Annotated in this window: 20 protein-coding genes; 18 read left to right on the forward strand and 2 right to left on the reverse strand. The window is 42.9% G+C overall.

What is annotated here, in order from left to right; all coding sequences use genetic code 11:
- The first annotated feature begins 50 nt into the window (after positions 1-50).
- From NFR56_RS07960 to NFR56_RS08015, 12 genes are all read left to right on the forward strand, one after another.
- Entirely contained in the window at positions 51-242 is a 192-nt protein-coding gene (locus tag NFR56_RS07960; protein ID WP_014712940.1) for a hypothetical protein, read from the forward strand.
- Positions 239-436 carry a hypothetical protein gene (locus NFR56_RS07965; protein ID WP_118095856.1) on the forward strand — a complete coding sequence of 66 codons (198 nt, stop codon included), beginning with the start codon at positions 239-241 and terminating at the stop codon, positions 434-436. Before NFR56_RS07960 ends, NFR56_RS07965 begins: the two co-directional genes overlap by 4 nt.
- Positions 423-1,340: an ABC transporter ATP-binding protein gene (locus tag NFR56_RS07970; RefSeq protein WP_118095855.1), complete on the forward strand. Its 918-nt coding sequence runs from the start codon at positions 423-425 to the stop codon at positions 1,338-1,340. The genes NFR56_RS07965 and NFR56_RS07970 overlap by 14 nt, the downstream gene beginning before the upstream one ends.
- Positions 1,309-2,049 carry an ABC transporter permease gene (locus NFR56_RS07975; protein WP_118095854.1) on the forward strand — a complete coding sequence of 247 codons (741 nt, stop codon included), beginning with the start codon at positions 1,309-1,311 and terminating at the stop codon, positions 2,047-2,049. The genes NFR56_RS07970 and NFR56_RS07975 overlap by 32 nt, the downstream gene beginning before the upstream one ends.
- Positions 2,046-3,143 carry a sensor histidine kinase gene (locus NFR56_RS07980; RefSeq protein ID WP_118095853.1) on the forward strand — a complete coding sequence of 366 codons (1,098 nt, stop codon included), beginning with the start codon at positions 2,046-2,048 and terminating at the stop codon, positions 3,141-3,143. The genes NFR56_RS07975 and NFR56_RS07980 overlap by 4 nt, the downstream gene beginning before the upstream one ends.
- A gap of 1 nt (position 3,144) precedes the next feature.
- Positions 3,145-3,744, forward strand: a complete 600-nt coding sequence (locus NFR56_RS07985) for a response regulator transcription factor (RefSeq protein ID WP_118095852.1) — start codon at positions 3,145-3,147, stop codon at positions 3,742-3,744.
- A 187-nt stretch (positions 3,745-3,931) separates the two neighbouring features.
- Positions 3,932-5,632, forward strand: a complete 1,701-nt coding sequence (locus NFR56_RS07990; RefSeq protein ID WP_118095851.1) for an acetolactate synthase large subunit — start codon at positions 3,932-3,934, stop codon at positions 5,630-5,632.
- Positions 5,625-6,101, forward strand: coding sequence for an acetolactate synthase small subunit (gene ilvN, locus NFR56_RS07995; protein WP_023919316.1), 477 nt, complete (start codon positions 5,625-5,627; stop codon positions 6,099-6,101). Before NFR56_RS07990 ends, ilvN begins: the two co-directional genes overlap by 8 nt.
- A gap of 68 nt (positions 6,102-6,169) precedes the next feature.
- Entirely contained in the window at positions 6,170-7,192 is a 1,023-nt protein-coding gene (gene ilvC, locus NFR56_RS08000; protein WP_003010246.1) for a ketol-acid reductoisomerase, read from the forward strand.
- 71 nt (positions 7,193-7,263) lie between these two features.
- The gene (ilvA, locus tag NFR56_RS08005; protein ID WP_070590525.1) at positions 7,264-8,514 is read left to right on the forward strand and encodes a threonine ammonia-lyase IlvA; all 1,251 of its coding nucleotides are present in this window, start codon (positions 7,264-7,266) and stop codon (positions 8,512-8,514) included.
- Positions 8,515-8,623: 109 nt separating this feature from the next.
- A complete protein-coding gene (locus tag NFR56_RS08010) occupies positions 8,624-9,517 on the forward strand; it encodes an SPFH domain-containing protein (RefSeq protein ID WP_003010253.1) in 894 nt (297 codons plus the stop codon).
- Positions 9,518-9,625: 108 nt separating this feature from the next.
- Entirely contained in the window at positions 9,626-9,841 is a 216-nt protein-coding gene (locus tag NFR56_RS08015; protein ID WP_003004771.1) for a capsule biosynthesis transcriptional regulator, read from the forward strand.
- Between the two features lie 119 nt (positions 9,842-9,960).
- Here the strand turns inward: NFR56_RS08015 and NFR56_RS08020 are convergent, their stop codons facing one another.
- A complete protein-coding gene (locus NFR56_RS08020; protein WP_003010256.1) occupies positions 9,961-10,701 on the reverse strand; it encodes an amino acid ABC transporter ATP-binding protein in 741 nt (246 codons plus the stop codon).
- Positions 10,701-12,263, reverse strand: coding sequence for an ABC transporter substrate-binding protein/permease (locus tag NFR56_RS08025; RefSeq protein ID WP_049490465.1), 1,563 nt, complete (start codon positions 12,261-12,263; stop codon positions 10,701-10,703). The genes NFR56_RS08020 and NFR56_RS08025 overlap by 1 nt, the downstream gene beginning before the upstream one ends.
- Before the next feature lie 116 nt (positions 12,264-12,379).
- Here NFR56_RS08025 and NFR56_RS08030 point away from each other — a divergent pair, with 116 nt between their 5' ends.
- From NFR56_RS08030 to sufD, 6 genes are all read left to right on the forward strand, one after another.
- The gene (locus NFR56_RS08030; RefSeq protein WP_134974733.1) at positions 12,380-14,287 is read left to right on the forward strand and encodes a DUF2207 domain-containing protein; all 1,908 of its coding nucleotides are present in this window, start codon (positions 12,380-12,382) and stop codon (positions 14,285-14,287) included.
- Between the two features lie 108 nt (positions 14,288-14,395).
- Entirely contained in the window at positions 14,396-15,232 is an 837-nt protein-coding gene (locus NFR56_RS08035; protein WP_251458533.1) for an undecaprenyl-diphosphate phosphatase, read from the forward strand.
- A 135-nt stretch (positions 15,233-15,367) separates the two neighbouring features.
- Positions 15,368-16,105 carry an adaptor protein MecA gene (gene mecA, locus NFR56_RS08040; RefSeq protein ID WP_003013950.1) on the forward strand — a complete coding sequence of 246 codons (738 nt, stop codon included), beginning with the start codon at positions 15,368-15,370 and terminating at the stop codon, positions 16,103-16,105.
- Positions 16,102-17,259, forward strand: coding sequence for a glycosyltransferase family 4 protein (locus NFR56_RS08045; RefSeq protein ID WP_134974734.1), 1,158 nt, complete (start codon positions 16,102-16,104; stop codon positions 17,257-17,259). Before mecA ends, NFR56_RS08045 begins: the two co-directional genes overlap by 4 nt.
- A 134-nt stretch (positions 17,260-17,393) precedes the next feature.
- Positions 17,394-18,164 carry a Fe-S cluster assembly ATPase SufC gene (gene sufC, locus NFR56_RS08050; protein WP_003004238.1) on the forward strand — a complete coding sequence of 257 codons (771 nt, stop codon included), beginning with the start codon at positions 17,394-17,396 and terminating at the stop codon, positions 18,162-18,164.
- Between the two features lie 66 nt (positions 18,165-18,230).
- A complete protein-coding gene (gene sufD, locus NFR56_RS08055; RefSeq protein WP_251458536.1) occupies positions 18,231-19,493 on the forward strand; it encodes a Fe-S cluster assembly protein SufD in 1,263 nt (420 codons plus the stop codon).
- The last annotated feature ends 8 nt before the right edge of the window (positions 19,494-19,501 follow it).

A 19,501-nucleotide genomic window follows, 5' to 3' on the forward strand; every position in this document is an offset into this window, starting at 1 on the left:
TGTTATTTTCTTTCGCTATAATATAGTCAGAAAGTAAGAGGTAAGGAAAAATGAAACAATGGTTCTATAAAGTGTTTACGTTAACAGTGGTGGGGATGGTCGTCTATTTGATCTTTTCAAAGGATGATAGTCTCTATTACCATTTTCCTTGGGAATTATTTGCTGGGATTGGCATCATGAGCTGGGCGGTTCAAGAAGGATTGAAAATGATCAAGGCTGTTAAAAAGGAGATGGAGCAATGAAAAAGAAGTTTGAAATTGGATTGGTAGCTGTTTTGTGTTTGCTCCTTTGGGCAACTGAGATGATGACGGGCTGGTTTTCTGCCTATTTTCCTAGCTGGTTTTTCCAAACAGTTTGGGGAGTGACCTTGGTCGTCTTTGTCATCATTCCAGCTAGCCAAGCCTGCTTGAAAGGAGAGTATCATGAGCGTCATTAGAGTAGAGAACTTGAAAAAAAGCATCAAAGGAAAAGTCATTTTAGAAGATCTTTCTTTTGCGGTTGAACGGGGGGATTGTCTGGCCTTAATCGGGCCAAACGGAGCTGGGAAAACAACCTTGATGAACTGTCTTCTGGGAGATATGAAAGTGACTTCTGGAATCATTGAAGTAGAGGGGAAGGCTCCTGGTCATCCTCGATTAAAGGCTAGTGTCTCCTATCTCCCTCAAGAGAATGCCATCGTTCAAAAGTTAACCGTGCAGGAACTGATCAGTTTCTTTCGCTCCATTTATCCCAACCCTTTAACGGTCAATGACATCGATGATTTATTGCGTTTTACTCCAGAACAAAAAAAGCAATTAGCCAGTAAGCTGTCTGGTGGGCAAAAGCGTCTTTTATCCTTTGTGTTGACCTTGATTGGTCGTCCCAGTCTTCTGTTTCTGGATGAGCCAACTGCTGGAATGGATACATCCACTCGCCAACGCTTTTGGGAAATCGTCGGGCATTTAAAGGAAGAGGGTGTGACTATTGTCTATTCTTCCCATTACATCGAGGAAGTAGAGCATACAGCTGATCGGATCCTAGTCTTACACCAGGGCCATTTGCTTCGGGATACGACACCTCTCGCTATGAGAAGCGAAGAGGTAGAAAAACATTTCACCTTGCCTTTGCGCTACCAAGCTCTAGTAGCAGAGATGGAAGGTATTGGTGAAGTAATCATTAAACCCGATGCTCTTCAGGTTGTGACACGTGATGCCAATCGTTTGTGGACTCGCTTGCAAGAAGAAGGATGTTCGATCCAAGAGATCGAGGTAACCAATAGAAGTTTATTGGATTCTATTTTTGAAAATACAAAGGAAGTAGGTAGAGAAGATGAAACGCATGAAAGCTCTCGGCGTGGTTGAGTGGCATTTGACTAGACGCCAAGCTATTTATTACTTGTTATCAATTGGGATGCCCACGGCCTTTTATCTCTTCTTTTCAGGGATGTACCAGGACACGCCAGGGGCACCCGCTCACTTTATGAGGGATTATCTTTTGTCCATGACGGCTTTTTCCATGATGTCTACGGCTATCTTTTCTTTTCCAACCGTTCTTGAAACCGATCGACTCAATAATTGGCAAAAAGTTTTGCGCCATAGCCCCGTATCTATGGTAGAATATTATCTAATAAAGGTTGTGGGTCTCTTTGTCGATTTTCTCCTATCGATTGGAGTTGTCTTTACCGTGGGCCATGTGGTGCGGCATGTGAATATGTCCTTGCAGGATTGGGTCTTGTCGGCCTTTATTCTCATCCTAGGAAGCCTAGCGTTTGTGGCTCTCGGTCTGGTCTTGACCCTGCTTCCTTCTAGTCAATTGATGTCTGTTGTAGGTAATCTCCTTTACATGGGACTGGCTGTCATGGGTGGCCTTTGGATGCCCATTAGCCTCTTTCCAGAATGGATGCAAGCCATCGGCAAATGCCTTCCAACCTATCAATTGATGGAACTGATTAAGACCTTTTTAAACAAGGGGCAGATCAATGTCTTTGCGAGTGTCTATTTAACCTTGTTTACCCTGGTCTTGTTTGCCCTTGTTATCATCTATCGTCGTCATTCTGAGGTTCGTGCATGATTGAAAAACTCAAGCGTATTCATTATATGTTTTACGCTAGCCTAGTCTTTATGGGATTCCCATTTATCTCTATTTTATTGGGTGAGGTTCCCTACTGGCACTTCTTTTTAGCCCTCTTGTTTATTGCTTCCTATCTAGGAATCTTGATTACTGAAAACAAGAAGCTGATCTGGATTTGTTGGCTGTACCTCCTAGCCTATGTAGCAGGAAATACTCTTTTTATTAACGCCAACTATTTTTGGTTTTATTTCTTCATCAGTAACCTGTTAGTCTATCACTTTGAGATTAGCGATTTTCGCTCTCCTTATCTTTGGACAGTTTTTCTATCGCAATTCCTACTTTTTGGAGTTATCTTTTTCAGACAGAATGCGATGGAGTATGAATGGGTATTTTTAATCATCATTTTCTTCTTTACCCATGCCATGACCTACGGCATGATCCGGATTCGGATGATGGAAGAGTTGAAAGCTGACCATGCCAAGCAAAATGCCCAAATCAATCTTTTGCTGGCAGAAAACGAGCGCCATCGGATTGGCCGTGATCTGCATGACAGTCTAGGACACACCTTTGCCATGCTCAGTGTCAAGGCGGACCTAGCTGATCAATTCTTAGCATTGGGTCAGATTGAGAAGGCCCAGGAGCAGGTGCAAGAGATTCAAGCCATCAGTCAAGAGTCCATGCACCAAGTCCGAGAGATTATCGAGAACTTGAAGCAGCGAACCCTGGCAAGAGAGCTAGAAACCGTCAAGCAAATGCTAGAAGTGGCTCAAATCAAAGTGGAGATTCAAAACGAGCTTGATACTGCTAGCATCTCGCCGATCCTAGAATCTGCTCTGGCTATGGTATCTCTGGAATTAGCTACCAATATGATCAAACATGCCAAAGCGGCGCAAGCTCTTCTCTCTTATCGCTCCACCGAGACAGGTGTGGAAATGGTCGCAGAAGATAATGGCATCGGCTTTGCCACAGTCTCCGATAAAGACCTGCACTCGATTCGCGAACGGATTGCCTTGTTGGGAGGAGAGCTGGAGATCAGTCATCAACACAAGCCGACCCGGATAGAAATACGGATCCCTTATCAAGAAAGGAAATAAGATGCGCTTATTAGTTGCTGAAGACCAAAGTATGTTACGCGATGCGCTCTGCCAGCTCTTGCTCCTACAAGAGGATGTGGAAGATGTCTTGCAGGCTGGCGATGGGCAAGAGGCCATTCGTTTACTCGAAACACATCCAGTCGATATTGCGATTTTAGATATCGAAATGCCCATCAAAACTGGGTTAGAAGTGTTGGAATGGGCTAAAAGTCAACAACCCCAGCTCAAGGTCGTCATCGTTACCACCTTTAAGCGACCGGGCTATTTTGAGCGGGCCCTCAAGGCTGGAGTCGATGCCTATGTCTTAAAAGAACGCCGCATTACGGATTTGATGGCCACTCTGCATACCGTTTTAGCAGGGCAAAAAGAATATTCGCCTGAATTAATGGAAGGGATTTTGACCCATCCCAATCCTCTAAGCCCTCAAGAAAAGGCAGTTTTAAAAGAAGTCGCAAAAGGGGCTTCTAACCAAGAAATTGCTGATCGCTTATTTCTCTCAAACGGGACCATCCGTAATTATATGTCAGCCATTCTGACCAAGTTGGATGCGGAAAACCGGACCGAGGCAGCAAAGATCGCTCAAGAAAAGGGTTGGTTATAAGGAAGAAAAGTTTCTAGGAGTTCCTAGAGACTTTTTTCTGATAGACCTAGCATTTTTAGAACAACTCTCATTCTTCGGATTTGGATAGAAAATTCAGAAAATTTACTATTTTTCCTTGAAATATTTTCTAAAAATGGTATGATAGTAGCATGCTAATTTGATATACAAAGTACTGGAAAGGAGAGACATGGAGAAAATTACCTTAGAAACTGCAAAAACCGGTTCAGAGCTCGTTCTTGAAACCCTGCGTGATTTCGGCATTGACACGATTTTTGGTTATCCTGGTGGAGCGGTTTTGCCTTTATACGATGCCATCTATAGCTTTGAGGGTATCCAGCATATCTTGGGTCGTCATGAACAAGGATGCTTGCATGAGGCTGAAGGCTACGCCAAATCAACTGGAAAGCTGGGTGTCGCAGTCGTCACTAGTGGACCGGGGGCGACCAATGCCATTACAGGGATTGCAGATGCCATGAGCGATAGCGTTCCCTTATTAGTCTTCACTGGTCAAGTCAATCGTGCTGGGATCGGGAAAGACGCCTTCCAAGAAGCAGATATTGTGGGAATTACCATGCCCATCACCAAGTACAACTATCAAGTACGTGAGACGGCAGATATTCCGCGAATTATCACAGAAGCTGTCCATATTGCGACGACCGGCCGTCCTGGCCCTGTGGTAATTGACCTTCCAAAGGATGTGTCTGCTTTAGAGACAGATTTCATCTATGAACCAAGTGTGAAGCTTCCAAGCTACCAGCCTACCATTGAACCCAATGAATTGCAGATCAAAAAGATTTTGAAGCAATTGAGTAAGGCTAAAAAACCAGTTCTTCTTGCTGGTGGTGGGGTGAGTTACGCTGGAGCTGCAAAAGAGTTGATTGCTCTAGCAGAGCGCTATCAGATTCCAGTAGTGACTAGTCTTTTAGGTCAAGGAACGATTGCGACCAGTCATCCTCTTTTCCTAGGGATGGGAGGGATGCATGGATCCTTCGCGGCCAATATCGCTATGACAGAGACGGATTTCATGATCAGTGTTGGTTGTCGATTTGATGACCGTTTGACAGGGAATCCAAAGACTTTCGCTAAAAATGCTAAGGTTGCCCATATCGACATTGATCCTGCAGAGATTGGGAAGATCATTGCTGTAGACATTCCTGTGGTTGGCGATGCGAAGAAGGCCTTGCAGCAGTTGCTAGCAGAGCCGACGGTTCATAACAATACAGAAAAATGGATCGAAAAGGTGACCCAAGATAAGAACCGGGTTCGTTCATACGACAAGAAGGAACGGGTTGTACAGCCACAAGCTGTGATTGAACGCATTGGAGAGTTGACCAAGGGGGACGCTATTGTCGTCACAGACGTTGGACAACACCAAATGTGGGCTGCTCAATACTATCCTTACCAAAATGAGCGCCAATTGGTAACATCTGGTGGTCTAGGAACGATGGGATTCGGTGTTCCTGCAGCTATCGGAGCGAAAATTGCCAATCCAGATAAAGAAGTTGTTCTCTTTGTCGGAGATGGTGGTTTCCAAATGACCAACCAAGAATTGGCGATCTTAAATATTTATAAGGTTCCGATCAAGGTCGTTATGCTCAACAACCACTCGCTTGGGATGGTCCGTCAATGGCAAGAAGCCTTCTATGATGGTCGGACGTCAGAGTCAGTCTTTGATAGCCTTCCGGATTTCCAATTGATGGCGCAAGCTTACGGGATCAAGAATTATAAATTTGATAATCCTGAAACCCTGGAGAAGGATTTGGAAGTCATCACAGAAGATGTACCAATGTTCATCGAAGTAGACATTTCTCGGAAAGAGCATGTGTTGCCGATGGTACCAGCTGGTAAGAGTAATCATGAGATGTTGGGGGTGAAGTTTAATGCGTAGAATGTTAACAGCCAAACTTCAAAACCGATCAGGTGTTCTGAACCGCTTTACTGGAGTCTTGTCGAGACGTCAAGTCAATATCGAAAGTATCTCTGTTGGCGCAACAGAAAACCCTAATGTATCGCGGATTACCATTATCATTGATGTTGCTTCGCATGATGAAGTAGAGCAAATCATCAAACAGCTCAACCGCCAGATTGATGTGATTCGCATTCGTGATATCACTGACAAACCACACTTGGAGCGCGAAGTGATCCTGGTGAAAGTTTCTGCACCAGCTGAGAAGCGGGCAGAAATATTGGCCATTATCCAACCTTTCCGTGCGACCGTGGTCGATGTAGCTCCAAGCTCTATCACCGTTCAAATGACGGGAAATGCAGAAAAGAGCGAAGCCCTCATTCGTGTTATTCGACCTTATGGGATTAAAAACATTGCCCGCACCGGTGCAACCGGATTTACTCGAGATTAATTCTCACCTTAACATTGTCAACTCCGCCTTAAAAAGGCAAATAATAAAATAGAAAAGAGATTTTACTTATGGCAGTTCAAATGGAATACGAAAAAGACGTTAAAGTTGCAGCATTAAACGGTAAGAAAATTGCTGTGATCGGTTATGGTTCACAAGGACATGCGCATGCACAAAACTTGCGTGACTCAGGTCATGATGTCATCATCGGTGTACGTCCAGGTAAATCATTCGATAAAGCAAAAGAAGATGGTTTTGATACCTATACAGTAGCAGAAGCGACTAAATTGGCAGACGTGATCATGATTTTGGCTCCGGATGAAATCCAACAAGAATTGTACGAAACAGAAATTGCGCCAAATCTTGAAGCGGGTAATGCTGTTGGTTTTGCACACGGATTCAATATCCACTTTGAATTCATCAAAGTTCCAGCGGATGTCGATGTCTTTATGTGTGCACCGAAAGGACCAGGTCACTTGGTTCGTCGTACTTATACTGAAGGATTTGGTGTACCAGCACTTTACGCAGTCTATCAAGATGCTACAGGTAATGCGAAAGATATCGCTATGGACTGGTGTAAAGGTGTTGGTGCGGCACGCGTTGGTCTTCTTGAAACAACCTACAAAGAAGAAACGGAAGAAGATTTGTTCGGAGAACAAGCTGTACTTTGTGGTGGTTTGACTGCCCTTATCGAAGCTGGTTTTGAAGTATTGACTGAAGCCGGTTATGCTCCAGAATTGGCATACTTTGAAGTTCTTCACGAAATGAAATTGATTGTGGACTTGATCTACGAAGGTGGCTTCAAGAAAATGCGTCAATCAATCTCTAACACTGCTGAATACGGTGACTATGTATCAGGCCCACGTGTAATCACTGAACAAGTGAAAGAAAATATGAAAGCTGTTCTTGCTGATATTCAAAATGGTAACTTCGCTAACGACTTTGTTAACGACTACAAAGCTGGACGTCCAAAATTAACTGCTTACCGTGAACAAGCTGCTAACCTTGAAATTGAAAAAGTTGGTGCTGAATTGCGTAAAGCAATGCCATTCGTTGGTCAAAACGACGACGACGCATTCAAAATCTACAACTAATTGTCTGTAGAAGACTAAGCAAGTTGGGACACCCTGGCTTGCTTTTTTGATCAATACACAAGAGGTATGAAATGATAACAGCAAAAGATGTGGCTAAGGCCCATAAAATATTAAGAGGAGTCGTTGTTAATACGCCTCTTGAATACGACCACTATTTATCTGAAAAATATGGGGCAAAGATTTATTTGAAAAAAGAAAACGCCCAACGTGTTCGTTCGTTCAAGATTCGTGGAGCGTATTTTGCAATTTCTCAACTCTCAAAAGAAGAGCGTGAGCGTGGGGTAGTGTGTGCATCTGCGGGAAACCACGCGCAAGGAGTTGCTTATACTTGTAATGAAATGAAGATTCCAGCGACCATCTTCATGCCGATTACAACACCGCAACAAAAGATCGGCCAAGTCCGCTTCTTTGGTGGGGATTATGTAACGATTAAGTTGGTCGGGGATACCTTTGATGCGTCAGCGAAGGCGGCCCAAGAATTTACTCTTGCAGAAAAACGGACCTTTATTGACCCGTTTGATGATCCACACGTACAGGCTGGCCAAGGGACAGTAGCCTATGAAATTCTTGAGGAAGCTCGAAAAGAATCGATTGCCTTTGATGCTGTCCTTGTCCCTGTCGGTGGAGGAGGCCTCATTTCAGGTGTTTCTACTTATATCAAAGAAACGGATCCTCGGATTGAAGTCATTGGGGTAGAGGCCGAAGGAGCGCGCTCCATGAAGGCTGCTTTTGAAGCAGGTGGTCCCGTCAAATTGCCAGAAATCGATAAGTTTGCAGACGGGATTGCTGTGCAAAAAGTGGGACAATTGACTTATGAAGTGACCCGTCAACATGTGGAAACTTTGGTTGCGGTCGATGAAGGCTTGATTTCAGAGACTTTGATTGATCTTTATTCCAAACAAGGGATCGTAGCTGAACCAGCAGGAGCGGCCAGTGTAGCATCCCTTGAAATCTTGCGCGAATACATCAAGGGGAAAACCATTTGTTGTATTATCTCAGGTGGGAATAATGATATCAACCGTATGCCTGAGATGGAAGAACGGGCTTTGATTTACGATGGAGTAAAACACTACTTTATCGTCAACTTCCCACAACGTCCGGGAGCTCTTCGCGAATTTGTAAATGATATCCTAGGACCAAATGATGATATCACGCGTTTTGAATACATCAAGCGTGCTAGTAAGGGAACAGGCCCTGTCTTGATTGGGGTTACTTTGGCCAATAAACATGACTATGCAGGCTTGGTTAACCGTATCGAGCGTTTTGATCCGTCTTTCATTAACTTGAACGGCAATGAAACTCTCTATAATATGCTGGTCTGAGTATCATGCAGAAATAATCGACTATTTAAGCAATATATTTTTATGGAATATATTGCTTTTTTATGAAGACTTGTGATATGATATGCGTAAATTAAAAGGAGGAACTTTTATGCCTGGATTTTTTATCTTTATTTTATTCTTGCTAATGGTTGCAGGATTCATTGTGATTAGCTCACTATATGTGGTCAAGCAACAATCAGTTGCCATCATCGAGCGTTTCGGACGTTATCAAAAAATTAGCGATAGTGGCATTCATATGCGAGCGCCTTTTGGCATCGATAAAATTGCCGCACGAGTTCAATTGCGCGTCTTGCAGAGTGAGATCGTGGTTGAAACAAAAACTCAGGATAACGTGTTCGTTACCATGAATGTGGCGACGCAATACCGAGTGAACGAAAGCAACGTAAAGGATGCCTACTACAAACTCATGCGTCCAGAATCACAGATTAAATCATACATTGAAGATGCTCTTCGTTCTTCTGTGCCTAAGTTGACCTTGGATGAATTATTTGAGAAAAAAGATGAAATCGCTCTTGAAGTTCAAAAACAAGTGGCAGAAGAAATGTCAACTTATGGATATATTATTGTTAAAACCTTGATCACCAAAGTTGAGCCAGATGCCGAAGTGAAACAATCCATGAACGAGATCAATGCAGCGCAAAGAAAACGCGTGGCAGCTCAGGAGTTGGCAGAAGCAGATAAGATCAAGATCGTTACTGCTGCCGAAGCAGAGGCGGAAAAAGACCGTTTGCACGGGGTTGGTATTGCCGAGCAACGGAAGGCCATTGTCGATGGATTGGCAGACTCTATTAAAGAGTTAAAAGGTGCGAATGTAGACTTGACCGAAGAACAAATCATGTCTATTCTCTTAACCAACCAGTACTTGGATACCCTAAATAATTTTGCAGATAAAGAAGGGAATAATACGATTTTCCTACCAGCAAACCCTGATGGCGTTGAAAACATTCGTACACAAATATTATCAGCCCTGAAAGCAAAGTAAACTTTTTATCATTTTTTAAAAAAGGTTCGTATTTTCAGCGATTTTAGTTGACAAAATGTGCAAAAAAATTTATATTAGTATTGGAAATAATAATATAGGAGAAAGATCATGGCTAAATCGAACTTTGAGAAAGTAGAATCAGTTGTTGGATGGGTACGTGATAAAAAAATTACAGGGTATCGTATCAGCAAAGAAACAAATGCCCGTGAAATGTCTATCATTGCCTTGGCTCAAGGACGTGCAAAAGTTAAGAACATCTCGTTTGAAACTGCACTTGGATTGATTGATTTTTATGACAAAAATCATCAAAAATTCGAAGATTAATTTGTTGTTCCAATTGAAAACCAGAGAGTTTGCTCTCTGGTTTTTTTCGATGCCTCAAAAGCAGAAGCGATACAAAAAACAGCTTGCTTCCATACTGGTAAGCAAACTGTTTCAAGAGATTAATGTAAGAAGCGTTGAAGGAATTCCTTGGTCCGTTCTTCTTTTGGATTGCTAAAGATTTCTTTTGGATCTCCTTGCTCAGCGATGACACCCTTGTCCATGAAGATGACCCGGCTAGAGACATCGCGGGCAAATTCCATTTCGTGGGTTACGACAATCATGGTGAGTCCTTCTTTTGCCAGGTCCTGCATGATTTTCAAGACTTCCCCAACCATTTCTGGGTCTAGGGCAGAAGTTGGTTCATCGAAGAGAATGGCATCAGGATCCATTGAGAGGGCGCGTGCGATAGCGACCCGTTGCTTTTGACCACCTGAAAGTTGTTTCGGACGGGCAGCCCAATATTGAGATCCCATACCGACTTTTTCAAGGTTTTCTTTGGCAACTTTCTCTGCAGTTTCACGATCGCGCTTGAGGACGGTCGTTTGTGCAACGATCGTATTTTCCAAGACGTTTAAATTTTCGAAGAGATTAAAGCTTTGGAAAACCATCCCTAATTTCTCGCGGTAGTGGGTAAGATCATACTCAGGATCAAGAACATTTTGTCCACGATAGAGAATCTCTCCAGCAGTAGGAGTCTCTAGAAGATTGATGGAGCGAAGGAAGGTTGATTTTCCACTACCAGAGCTCCCGATGATGGAGATCACCTCTCCTTTTTCAACGGTGAGCGAAATATCTTTCAAGACTTCATTTTGACCGTAAGATTTTTTTAAATGTTGGATTTCAAGAATTTTTTCTGCCATTATTTCACCTCTTTGACTTGCATTTGATTTGCACCTGTAGTATAAGTATCAGAATCTAAGCGACGTTCGATGTAGCGAAGGATTCGTGTGATAGTAAAGGTGAGAACGAAGTAAATCACAGCGATGATCGTAAAGGTTGGGAAGTATTGGTAGTTTTGAGTTGCGACCGTATTTCCTGTAAAGTACAGTTCAACTACAGAGATAACATTCAAAACAGATGTATCCTTGATGTTAATAACAAATTCATTCCCTGTTGCTGGCAAGATATTGCGAACAACCTGTGGAAGGACGACCTTGCGCATGGTTTGTCCATGGGTCATTCCTAGAGCAGTCGCTGCTTCAAACTGACCTGGATCCACTGCTAAGATCCCACCACGAACAATCTCACTCATATAAGCTCCGGTATTGATGGATACGATAAAGATGGCGGCCCAGGTACGATCCAAGGAAATGTTAAAGGCTTGGGCGGAACCGTAGAAAATGACCATGGATTGAACGATCATCGGAGTTCCACGGAAGATTTCAATGTAGACATTGAGGAACCAACCAAAGGCAGTTTGGCATCCAGCAAGGAATTTATTTTTAGCCTTCGGAGCTGTCCGGAAGACACCGATTAACAAACCGATAATCAACCCAGCGATAGTTCCAGTCATAGAGATTAAGAGGGTCATTCCAGTTCCCCGTAAGAACTGTGGGCCATTATCCTTTAAAATCTTCATCATTTGGCTAAAGAATGTCTGCTTATCATCACTAGCATCACTGGAAGCTGGTTGCTTCTTAATCATATCATCCATGAGTTTGACTTGGTCTTCAGACGAAATCTTAGCTAGTGCGGCATTGACTTGGTCAATTCTAGTGTCACCCTTCTTCATCCCGATAGCGATGGTCGCATCTTCTTCCCCAACTTCAAATCCTTTTTTGAATTGAATCATTTTAAATTTAGAATTAGCGGACTCGGCGGTTAGGGCTTCGGGACGTTCAGAAACATAGGCATCAATAACACCCGATTCTAAAGCTTGACGCATCTGGGCAAAATCACCCATCGCAGTTTCTTGTTTCACACCCTTGAGTTGGGAAATGAGAGAATAGAGGTAGACCCCTTGTTGAGAGGTGACCTTTGCATCCTTAAAGTCATCTAGACTAGTGGCGTTTGCATAATTTCCATCTTTACGAACGAGCATGACCGGTTCACTGGTATAGTAGCTCTTTGAGAAGGCGACCTCTTTTTTACGTTCAGCGGTTGGACTCATCCCAGCGATAATCATATCGATTTTACCAGAAGTGAGGGCTGGAATTAAACCGTTCCAAGATGTTTTTACGATCAGAGGTTTTTTACCTAACTCCTCAGCAACTTTTTTGGCGATTTGGACATCGTACCCATTGGCATATTGATTGGTACCGTCAATTTTAACAGCTCCATTTGCATCATCTTCTTGGGTCCAGTTGAAAGGAGCGTAGGCCGCTTCCATTCCGATTCGTAAATAGTCATCTGCATGAGCAACCTGTGTGATGCCTAGGCAAATGAAAAGCCCTGTTAAGAGCGCGAATAATGTTTTTTTCATTTTTTCTCCTCTTCCTTATTTTAACTTCTCTATTGTACAGTAAAATAGGCTGCATTTCAAACATGGTCCTCTTTTTATTTAAAAAATGCTATAATAATACAAAGGAGCGTGATCAAATGAAAAAGTATTTGTATGTTTTTTTCGCCTTTCTGGCCTGCCTTTTTGTCAGTCAGAATGTCCATGCATCTAGTCCATCTTATGATGTACTTTACTATGGTGGAACCTTGACCTTGGACACCTGGGACGACGCCACCTATGAGGAAGAACTGGTTTATTATTTCAAAGATTCTTATAGAGGGCAGTATGTTAGCCTAGGAACTGCGGGCAACATGCCACAAGGGTTTGCAATTGAGATACCGCCAAAGGTTGAGGTGGAAGGTCGTGATCTTCAAAGAGAACCCGAGATTACGAATCTAGGTGATGGCTACCGAGTGAAAATTTATAACAGTGGTGTAGCGACAGATACTGTCAAAATTAAAGTTACATGGAAATTAAAAAATCTCCTCTATTCACATAAGGATATCTTGGAGTTGAACTGGAAACCGATCACAGATGGTGATCAGAAGGTGGATGAAGTTCAGTTTCGTGTCATCCCTAAGTTTGCACCAGCTAATGCCCAATCGGAACTGTATATCCATACAGCCTTTATGGGACCGGATGTGACTGTAAAGAAAGAAGATGGAATCTATTCTGCCACCTTCTATAACCTTGGCAAAGGAAAGGCTGTGGAGTTGTATGGTTACTGGTTGAAGTCAGATCTAACTACTTTGTATGATTCTGGTCGAAATACAGGATTAACCAAATTGGATGAATTTCACAAGAACCAAGCTAAAATTGAACAGGAAAAATACTGGACACGCATGTTTTGGAACTGGATCTTGCCAGCCTTCATTATTGCACTCTGGCTTCTTGCTCTCTTGGGTCGCAACCGGTTCAAAAAAATGATTTGGCCTGGTGTGACCTATCCGACTGATACTCGTCTTTATGAGATTCCACAGGATATTGCACCGCTGATTATGAGTTCGGTTGTTTATTCAGCTGAATTAGACGAGGCCTCCCCAACCAATAAAGAGAAGGCAACTCCGCCGGTGTTTACATTTGAAAAAATGCTTCAAGCTACATTGCTGGATTTGATGGATCGTGGAGTGATTGTCTACGAGCAACAAGGAAATGAAGTCGTTTTGACCAGAAAGTCTCATGGACATGTGGATGATTTTGAACGCTCCTTTATGAATATGGCTTTTGGGGATCAAGTTTCCTGTCCTGTTAACCGTCTCTTTGAGAATTATGAATTTAGTGATGATGTATACAAACATGCCAAAAAAGCAGATCAAGATGCGATTCGTTCACTAGGAAGTAAGGCTCAGGCTCGTTTTGATACGGCTGTCAACCAAGTGGCCCGAGATGTTCATCGCAAGGTGGAAGATCTCCATTTGCCAAGCTACTATCGCCCTTTAGAGGCAAATGAAGAAGCACAAGCTAGACGAAGTCTCTTCTTTGGTTGGGCTGCTTGGTTTATCGCCCTTGGAGCAGAAATCTTTGCCATCTTTGGGATGGGTTGGTTCTCTGTTCCTTGTTTGATAGGGATCCTCATACTTTGGTTTATGCCAGTACGCTTCAATGGTGTCTTTAAGGCCTGCCTACGAGATGGGGTTGTCAATCTTGCGGGTGCTGAGCAACGCTATTACTGGGATAGTTTTGGTCGGATGTTGAAAGAGATTGCCCACCTCAACGATGCAGAGTTGCAGTCTCTGGTCCTATGGAATCGCTTATTGGTCTATGCGGCCTTGTATGGTGTAGCTGATCAGGTCACAAAGGTCATGAAGCTTCGGAATATTCATTTAGAAAATCAAGCCTTAAACGCCTTCGTTTACACCCCGTTCTATCATGATGTGACCCACTCAAGTCATGCCATGTCTACTTATGGATCGACAGCATCGACAGCTAGTCATTTCACAGTTTCCTCTGGTAGTGGAGGAGGTTTCTCTGGCGGAGGAGGCGGAGGAGGCTTTGGTGCCTTCTAAGTAGCGCTGAGAATGGTCTTGGTCGCTCTTTCCCTTCTAGTTTAGAAGGCCTAGTCCAGTCCATAGAATTATGATATAATAGAGCAAATGTAAGTTTAGGAGAAAAAGATGTTTCTGATCGAATTAATCAAGGCGGTTCTTTTTGGGATTGTCGAGGGGATTACAGAATGGTTACCGATCTCAAGTACAGGTCACTTGATTCTGTTACAGGATTTTGTGCAGTTTAAAAATCAAGATCCAGCCTTTATGGAGATGTTCAATGTCGTGATCCAATTGGGTGCGATTCTAGCAGTTGTGGTGATTTATTTTGATAAATTGTATCCCTTCAAACCTGGGAAATCTCCACTAGAAGTACGTCGAACTTGGCAATTATGGGCAAAAGTTGCGGTTGCAACCCTCCCGCTTGTCTTTGTTTTTAAATTAGATGATTGGTTTGAGGCGCATTTCCACAATTCGATTTCCGTTGCGATTATGTTGATCACCTACGGGATTGCCTTTATCTATCTGGAAAGACGGGAACAAGTTGAGCCAGCAGTAACGGAATTGCATAAGCTACCTTATCGAACAGCTCTTTATATCGGACTCTTCCAAGTTTTATCGCTATTTCCAGGAACAAGCCGTTCAGGTGCTACGATTGTAGGTGGCTTGATCAATGGTGTTAGCCGCCCAGTGGTGACAGAATTTACCTTTTATTTGGGGATTCCAGCCATGTTTGGGGCTAGCCTCTTAAAGGTTGGAAAATTCGCTCTTGGCGGACATTCACTAGCATTGGGGCAACTCTTTATTCTACTGGTAGCGATGGGAGTGGCCTTTGTGGTCAGCATGTACGCCATCCGCTTCTTGACAGATTATGTGAAAAATCATGATTTCACCGTCTTTGGGAAATACCGGATTGTTCTTGGTTCCATCTTGCTATTGTATGGTCTCTTCCGTATTATTTTCTAAGAGAACGGTTGAACTTGATCAAATTGTTTTCTGAGGTTGGAGACTTTTGTCCCGACCTCTTTTCTATGCATCCTTTTTTTGAATTCTATCCAATTTTTTAGTATAATAGTAAGACTAGAAGTATGAGGTTATGCTATGAAGATGAAGCAAATTAGTGATTCAACAATTAAGATCACGATCCAACTAGAAGACTTAGAAGAACGTGGGATGGAAATTGCTGATTTCCTTGTCCCACAAGAAAAAACAGAAGAATTTTTCTACGCCATTTTGGATGAGCTCGAAATGCCAGAAAGCTTTCTGGATAGCGGGATGCTGAGTTTTCGTGTGACGCCAAAACCAGATAAATTGGATGTTTTTGTTACCAAATCAAAAATTGACCAACAATTGGATTTTGAGGATTTGTCAGATCTTCCTGATATGGAAGAGTTGTCGCGCATGACGCCAGATGAATTTATCAAAACCTTGGAAAAAACAATCTCTGATAAGACAAAAGGGGATGCAGAAGCTATCCACCATTTGGAACAAGAAGAGTTGCGGGACAATCAAGAACAAGATCCGACACCTGAAGCACCAGTAAGTCAGTATATTTATTACATTTTGCGTTTTTCAAATATCCAGCAAGCAGTTGCCTTTTCAAAAACGGTCAGCTTTCCAGTGGATACCTCTGAATTATACAAAATGGGATCTGATTATTATTTAACTGTCTTGATCGATACAGAAGATCAACCAAATCAATATCCAACCTGGTTGCTTGCTATCATTCGGGAGTATGCGGATGATTCAGAAGTGACACGGGCCGTTCTGCAGGAACATGGTCATTTATTAATGGTGTCTGGTGCGATTGAGAATTTGAAGAAAGTTGCTAGCTTATGATGTCCTTTTCCTTGCAATTTGTTCTGGTGCTGATTGGAACTTTTATGATTGCCTTGGTATTGACGCCCTTGGTTCGCTTATTCTCCTTTAAGATTGATGCCGTAGATTATCCGAATGCGCGTCGGATCAATACCAAGCCCATGCCAAGCGCGGGTGGACTGTCTATTGTGATTGCTTTTTCAATTGCGACTCTTGTGTTTATTCCTATGCTGACATCCACCACCTCACCAATCAAAAGTTACCTATCCTATACTTTGCCGGTCGTGGGAGCAGGATGGATTATCGCTCTCACAGGCTTGATCGATGATGTAAAAGAGTTGTCTGCCAAGAAAAAGATGATTGGCATCCTGCTGGCGGCGAGTCTGGTCTGGTTTTTGACAGATTTTCGGCTGAATGATTTTAAGATTCCATTCGGTGGTCCCTTACTTCATTTTGAACCATGGCTATCGTACCTTTTGACGGTGATTTGGATTGTTTCTATTACCAATGCGGTCAATTTGATTGATGGATTAGATGGATTGGTGAGTGGGGTCTCTATTATTTCCTTGGTGACAATGGGGATTGTGTCCTATTTCTTTCTACCAGTACCCAATCTCTTTCTGACCATGACGATCTTTGTATTGGTTGCGTCCATCGCTGGTTTCTTTCCCTTTAACTACCATCCGGCCATTCTCTATTTGGGAGACACCGGTGCCTTGTTTATCGGATTCATGATTTCTGTTTTGTCCTTGCAAGGTTTGAAAAATGCGACAGCTGTTGCAGTAGTCACCCCAATGATTATCCTTGGTGTACCGATTACAGATACCTTTTTAGCCATTATCCGTCGGACCCTATCTGGTCAAAAATTCTATAAACCGGATCGCAATCACTTGCACCACCGACTTCTGTCTCTGGGCTTGACACATCGGGGAACTGTATTGGTGATCTATGGAATTTCGATGATTTTCTCCTTGATTTCTCTCTTGCTCAACATCTCGAGTCGCATTGGGGGCGTCCTACTTGTGATCGGGCTCTTGTTTGGAGTAGAGTTGTTAGCAGAATTGATTGGGGTTCTGGGGCCACATCATAGTCCTTTGTTAAATGTTCTGCGCTATATAGGGAATTCTTCCTATCGGGAGGAAGTTCGTCAAAAACGGAAAGAAAAAACTAAATAAGAATAGTTCTAATCAAAAGAAAAGCCATTTAGGCTTTTTTTTGATATACTTGAAAGGTAAAAAAATACTTTGTGATGAAGGAATCGATGCTTTGAGAACCTTCTAGACTTCAAAGTAAAAAGAAAGGGAATGCAATGTCGACATTAGAAATTAAAGACCTTCACGTTGAAATTGAAGGCAAAGAAATTTTAAAAGGTGTAAACCTGACCCTAAAAACTGGTGAGATCGCAGCCATCATGGGACCAAACGGAACAGGGAAATCTACTCTGTCAGCTGCCATTATGGGAAACCCAAATTATGAAGTAACCAAAGGGGAGATTCTCTTTGATGGTGTCAACATCTTGGAATTGGAAGTAGACGAACGTGCACGGATGGGCTTGTTCCTTGCCATGCAATACCCTTCAGAAATCCCAGGAATTACCAATGCAGAATTTTTACGTGCAGCCATGAATGCTGGTAAAGAAGAGGACGAGAAGATCTCTATTCGTGATTTCATCAAAAAATTGGATGAAAAGATGGAACTGCTCAACATGAAAGAAGAAATGGCAGAACGCTATTTGAACGAAGGCTTCTCAGGTGGTGAGAAAAAACGCAATGAAATCCTTCAATTGTTGATGTTGGAGCCAACATTTGCCCTTTTGGACGAAATTGACTCTGGTTTGGATATCGATGCTCTTAAGGTCGTATCTAAAGGGGTTAATGCAATGCGGGGTGAAGGTTTTGGAGCGATGATCATCACCCACTACCAACGTTTGTTGAACTATATTACTCCTGACGTCGTTCATGTGATGATGGAAGGTCGTGTCGTGCTTTCAGGTGGACCAGAATTGGCTGCACGCTTGGAACGTGAAGGATATGCCCAACTCGCAGAAGAACTCGGTTACGACTATAAAGAAGAACTATAACCTGATGACAAGTGATCTAATGTTGTCATAAAATCAAACAGATAGTATCTTTATTAGGAGAAAAAAATGAGTATTGAAAATATTACCCTCTTTTCGGAACTGCATGCTGAGCCAAGCTGGCTGCAAGATTTACGAAAAAAAGCTTTTGACAAGATCGATCAGTTAGAATTGCCAGCCATTGAACGTGTCAAATTCCACCGCTGGAATCTTGGAGATGGGACGATCACAGAAAGCGAGGCTTCTGCCAATGTTCCCGATTTTACAGACCTCGATTCAAACTTAAAATTGGTCCAAGTTGGAACTCAAACTGTATTTGAACAGGTGCCACAAGCCTTGGCAGACCAAGGAGTTCTTTTTACAGATTTCCATACTGCCCTAGAAGAAATTCCTCAGGTAGTGGAAGACTACTTTATGTCTTCGGTTAAATACGACGATGATAAACTAGCAGCATACCACACGGCTTATTTTAATAGTGGGGCTGTGCTATATGTTCCAGATAACGTCGAAATTTCAGAACCCATCGAAGGTATTTTCTACCAGGATAGCGACAGTGATGTACCTTTTAATAAGCACATTTTGATTATCGCAGGCAAAAACAGCAAGTTTAGCTATTTGGAACGCCTAGAATCAAAAGGTGAAGGCTCAGCAACAGCAACTGCGAATGTGACGGTTGAGGTGATCGCCCGCTCAGGTGCCCAAGTGAAATTTGCGGCGATTGACCGTCTGGGTGAAAATGTCACAGCTTACATCAGTCGACGTGGGAAACTAGGTCAGGATGCCAGCATTGATTGGGCTATCGGTGTTATGAACGAAGGTAACGTGGTTGCAGACTTTGACAGTGACTTGGTTGGAAACGGAAGTCATGCAGATTTGAAAGTCGTTGCTTTATCAAGCGGTCGTCAGGTTCAAGGAATTGACACCCGCGTGACCAACTTTGGTTGCAACTCGATCGGAAATATCTTGCAACACGGGGTTATTCTTGAAAAAGGAACCTTGACCTTCAACGGAATTGGTCATATTATCAAGGGGGCTAAAGGAGCAGATGCTCAGCAAGAAAGCCGTGTCTTGATGTTATCGGATCAAGCACGTTCAGATGCGAACCCAATCCTCTTGATTGATGAAAATGACGTCACAGCAGGCCATGCTGCATCGATCGGTCAAGTGGACCCAGAAGACATGTATTACCTCATGAGTCGTGGTCTGGATCAACACACAGCGGAACGATTAGTGGTGCGTGGTTTCTTGGGATCTGTTATTGTTGAAATCCCAGTTAAAGAAGTACGTGATGAAATGATTGCCACCATTGAAGAAAAGTTATCTCAACGCTAAGGAGAAAC

Origin of the sequence: Streptococcus caecimuris, assembly GCF_943193075.1 — a bacterium.
Classification (GTDB): Bacteria; Bacillota; Bacilli; order Lactobacillales; family Streptococcaceae; genus Streptococcus; species Streptococcus caecimuris.

Excerpts from the sequence above, each read along its gene's own strand:
- NFR56_RS07960 (WP_014712940.1), top strand. The coding sequence starts at position 51 with ATGAAACAATGGTTCTATAAAGTGTTTACGTTAACAGTGGTGGGGATG.
- NFR56_RS07965 (WP_118095856.1), top strand. The coding sequence starts at position 239 with ATGAAAAAGAAGTTTGAAATTGGATTGGTAGCTGTTTTGTGTTTGCTC.
- NFR56_RS07970 (WP_118095855.1), top strand. The coding sequence starts at position 423 with ATGAGCGTCATTAGAGTAGAGAACTTGAAAAAAAGCATCAAAGGAAAA.
- NFR56_RS07975 (WP_118095854.1), top strand. The coding sequence starts at position 1,309 with ATGAAACGCATGAAAGCTCTCGGCGTGGTTGAGTGGCATTTGACTAGA.
- NFR56_RS07980 (WP_118095853.1), top strand. The coding sequence starts at position 2,046 with ATGATTGAAAAACTCAAGCGTATTCATTATATGTTTTACGCTAGCCTA.
- NFR56_RS07985 (WP_118095852.1), top strand. The coding sequence starts at position 3,145 with ATGCGCTTATTAGTTGCTGAAGACCAAAGTATGTTACGCGATGCGCTC.
- NFR56_RS07990 (WP_118095851.1), top strand. The coding sequence starts at position 3,932 with ATGGAGAAAATTACCTTAGAAACTGCAAAAACCGGTTCAGAGCTCGTT.
- ilvN (WP_023919316.1), top strand. The coding sequence starts at position 5,625 with ATGCGTAGAATGTTAACAGCCAAACTTCAAAACCGATCAGGTGTTCTG.
- ilvC (WP_003010246.1), top strand. The coding sequence starts at position 6,170 with ATGGCAGTTCAAATGGAATACGAAAAAGACGTTAAAGTTGCAGCATTA.
- ilvA (WP_070590525.1), top strand. The coding sequence starts at position 7,264 with ATGATAACAGCAAAAGATGTGGCTAAGGCCCATAAAATATTAAGAGGA.
- NFR56_RS08010 (WP_003010253.1), top strand. The coding sequence starts at position 8,624 with ATGCCTGGATTTTTTATCTTTATTTTATTCTTGCTAATGGTTGCAGGA.
- NFR56_RS08015 (WP_003004771.1), top strand. The coding sequence starts at position 9,626 with ATGGCTAAATCGAACTTTGAGAAAGTAGAATCAGTTGTTGGATGGGTA.
- NFR56_RS08020 (WP_003010256.1), bottom strand. The coding sequence starts at position 10,701 with ATGGCAGAAAAAATTCTTGAAATCCAACATTTAAAAAAATCTTACGGT.
- NFR56_RS08025 (WP_049490465.1), bottom strand. The coding sequence starts at position 12,263 with ATGAAAAAAACATTATTCGCGCTCTTAACAGGGCTTTTCATTTGCCTA.
- NFR56_RS08030 (WP_134974733.1), top strand. The coding sequence starts at position 12,380 with ATGAAAAAGTATTTGTATGTTTTTTTCGCCTTTCTGGCCTGCCTTTTT.
- NFR56_RS08035 (WP_251458533.1), top strand. The coding sequence starts at position 14,396 with ATGTTTCTGATCGAATTAATCAAGGCGGTTCTTTTTGGGATTGTCGAG.
- mecA (WP_003013950.1), top strand. The coding sequence starts at position 15,368 with ATGAAGATGAAGCAAATTAGTGATTCAACAATTAAGATCACGATCCAA.
- NFR56_RS08045 (WP_134974734.1), top strand. The coding sequence starts at position 16,102 with ATGATGTCCTTTTCCTTGCAATTTGTTCTGGTGCTGATTGGAACTTTT.
- sufC (WP_003004238.1), top strand. The coding sequence starts at position 17,394 with ATGTCGACATTAGAAATTAAAGACCTTCACGTTGAAATTGAAGGCAAA.
- sufD (WP_251458536.1), top strand. The coding sequence starts at position 18,231 with ATGAGTATTGAAAATATTACCCTCTTTTCGGAACTGCATGCTGAGCCA.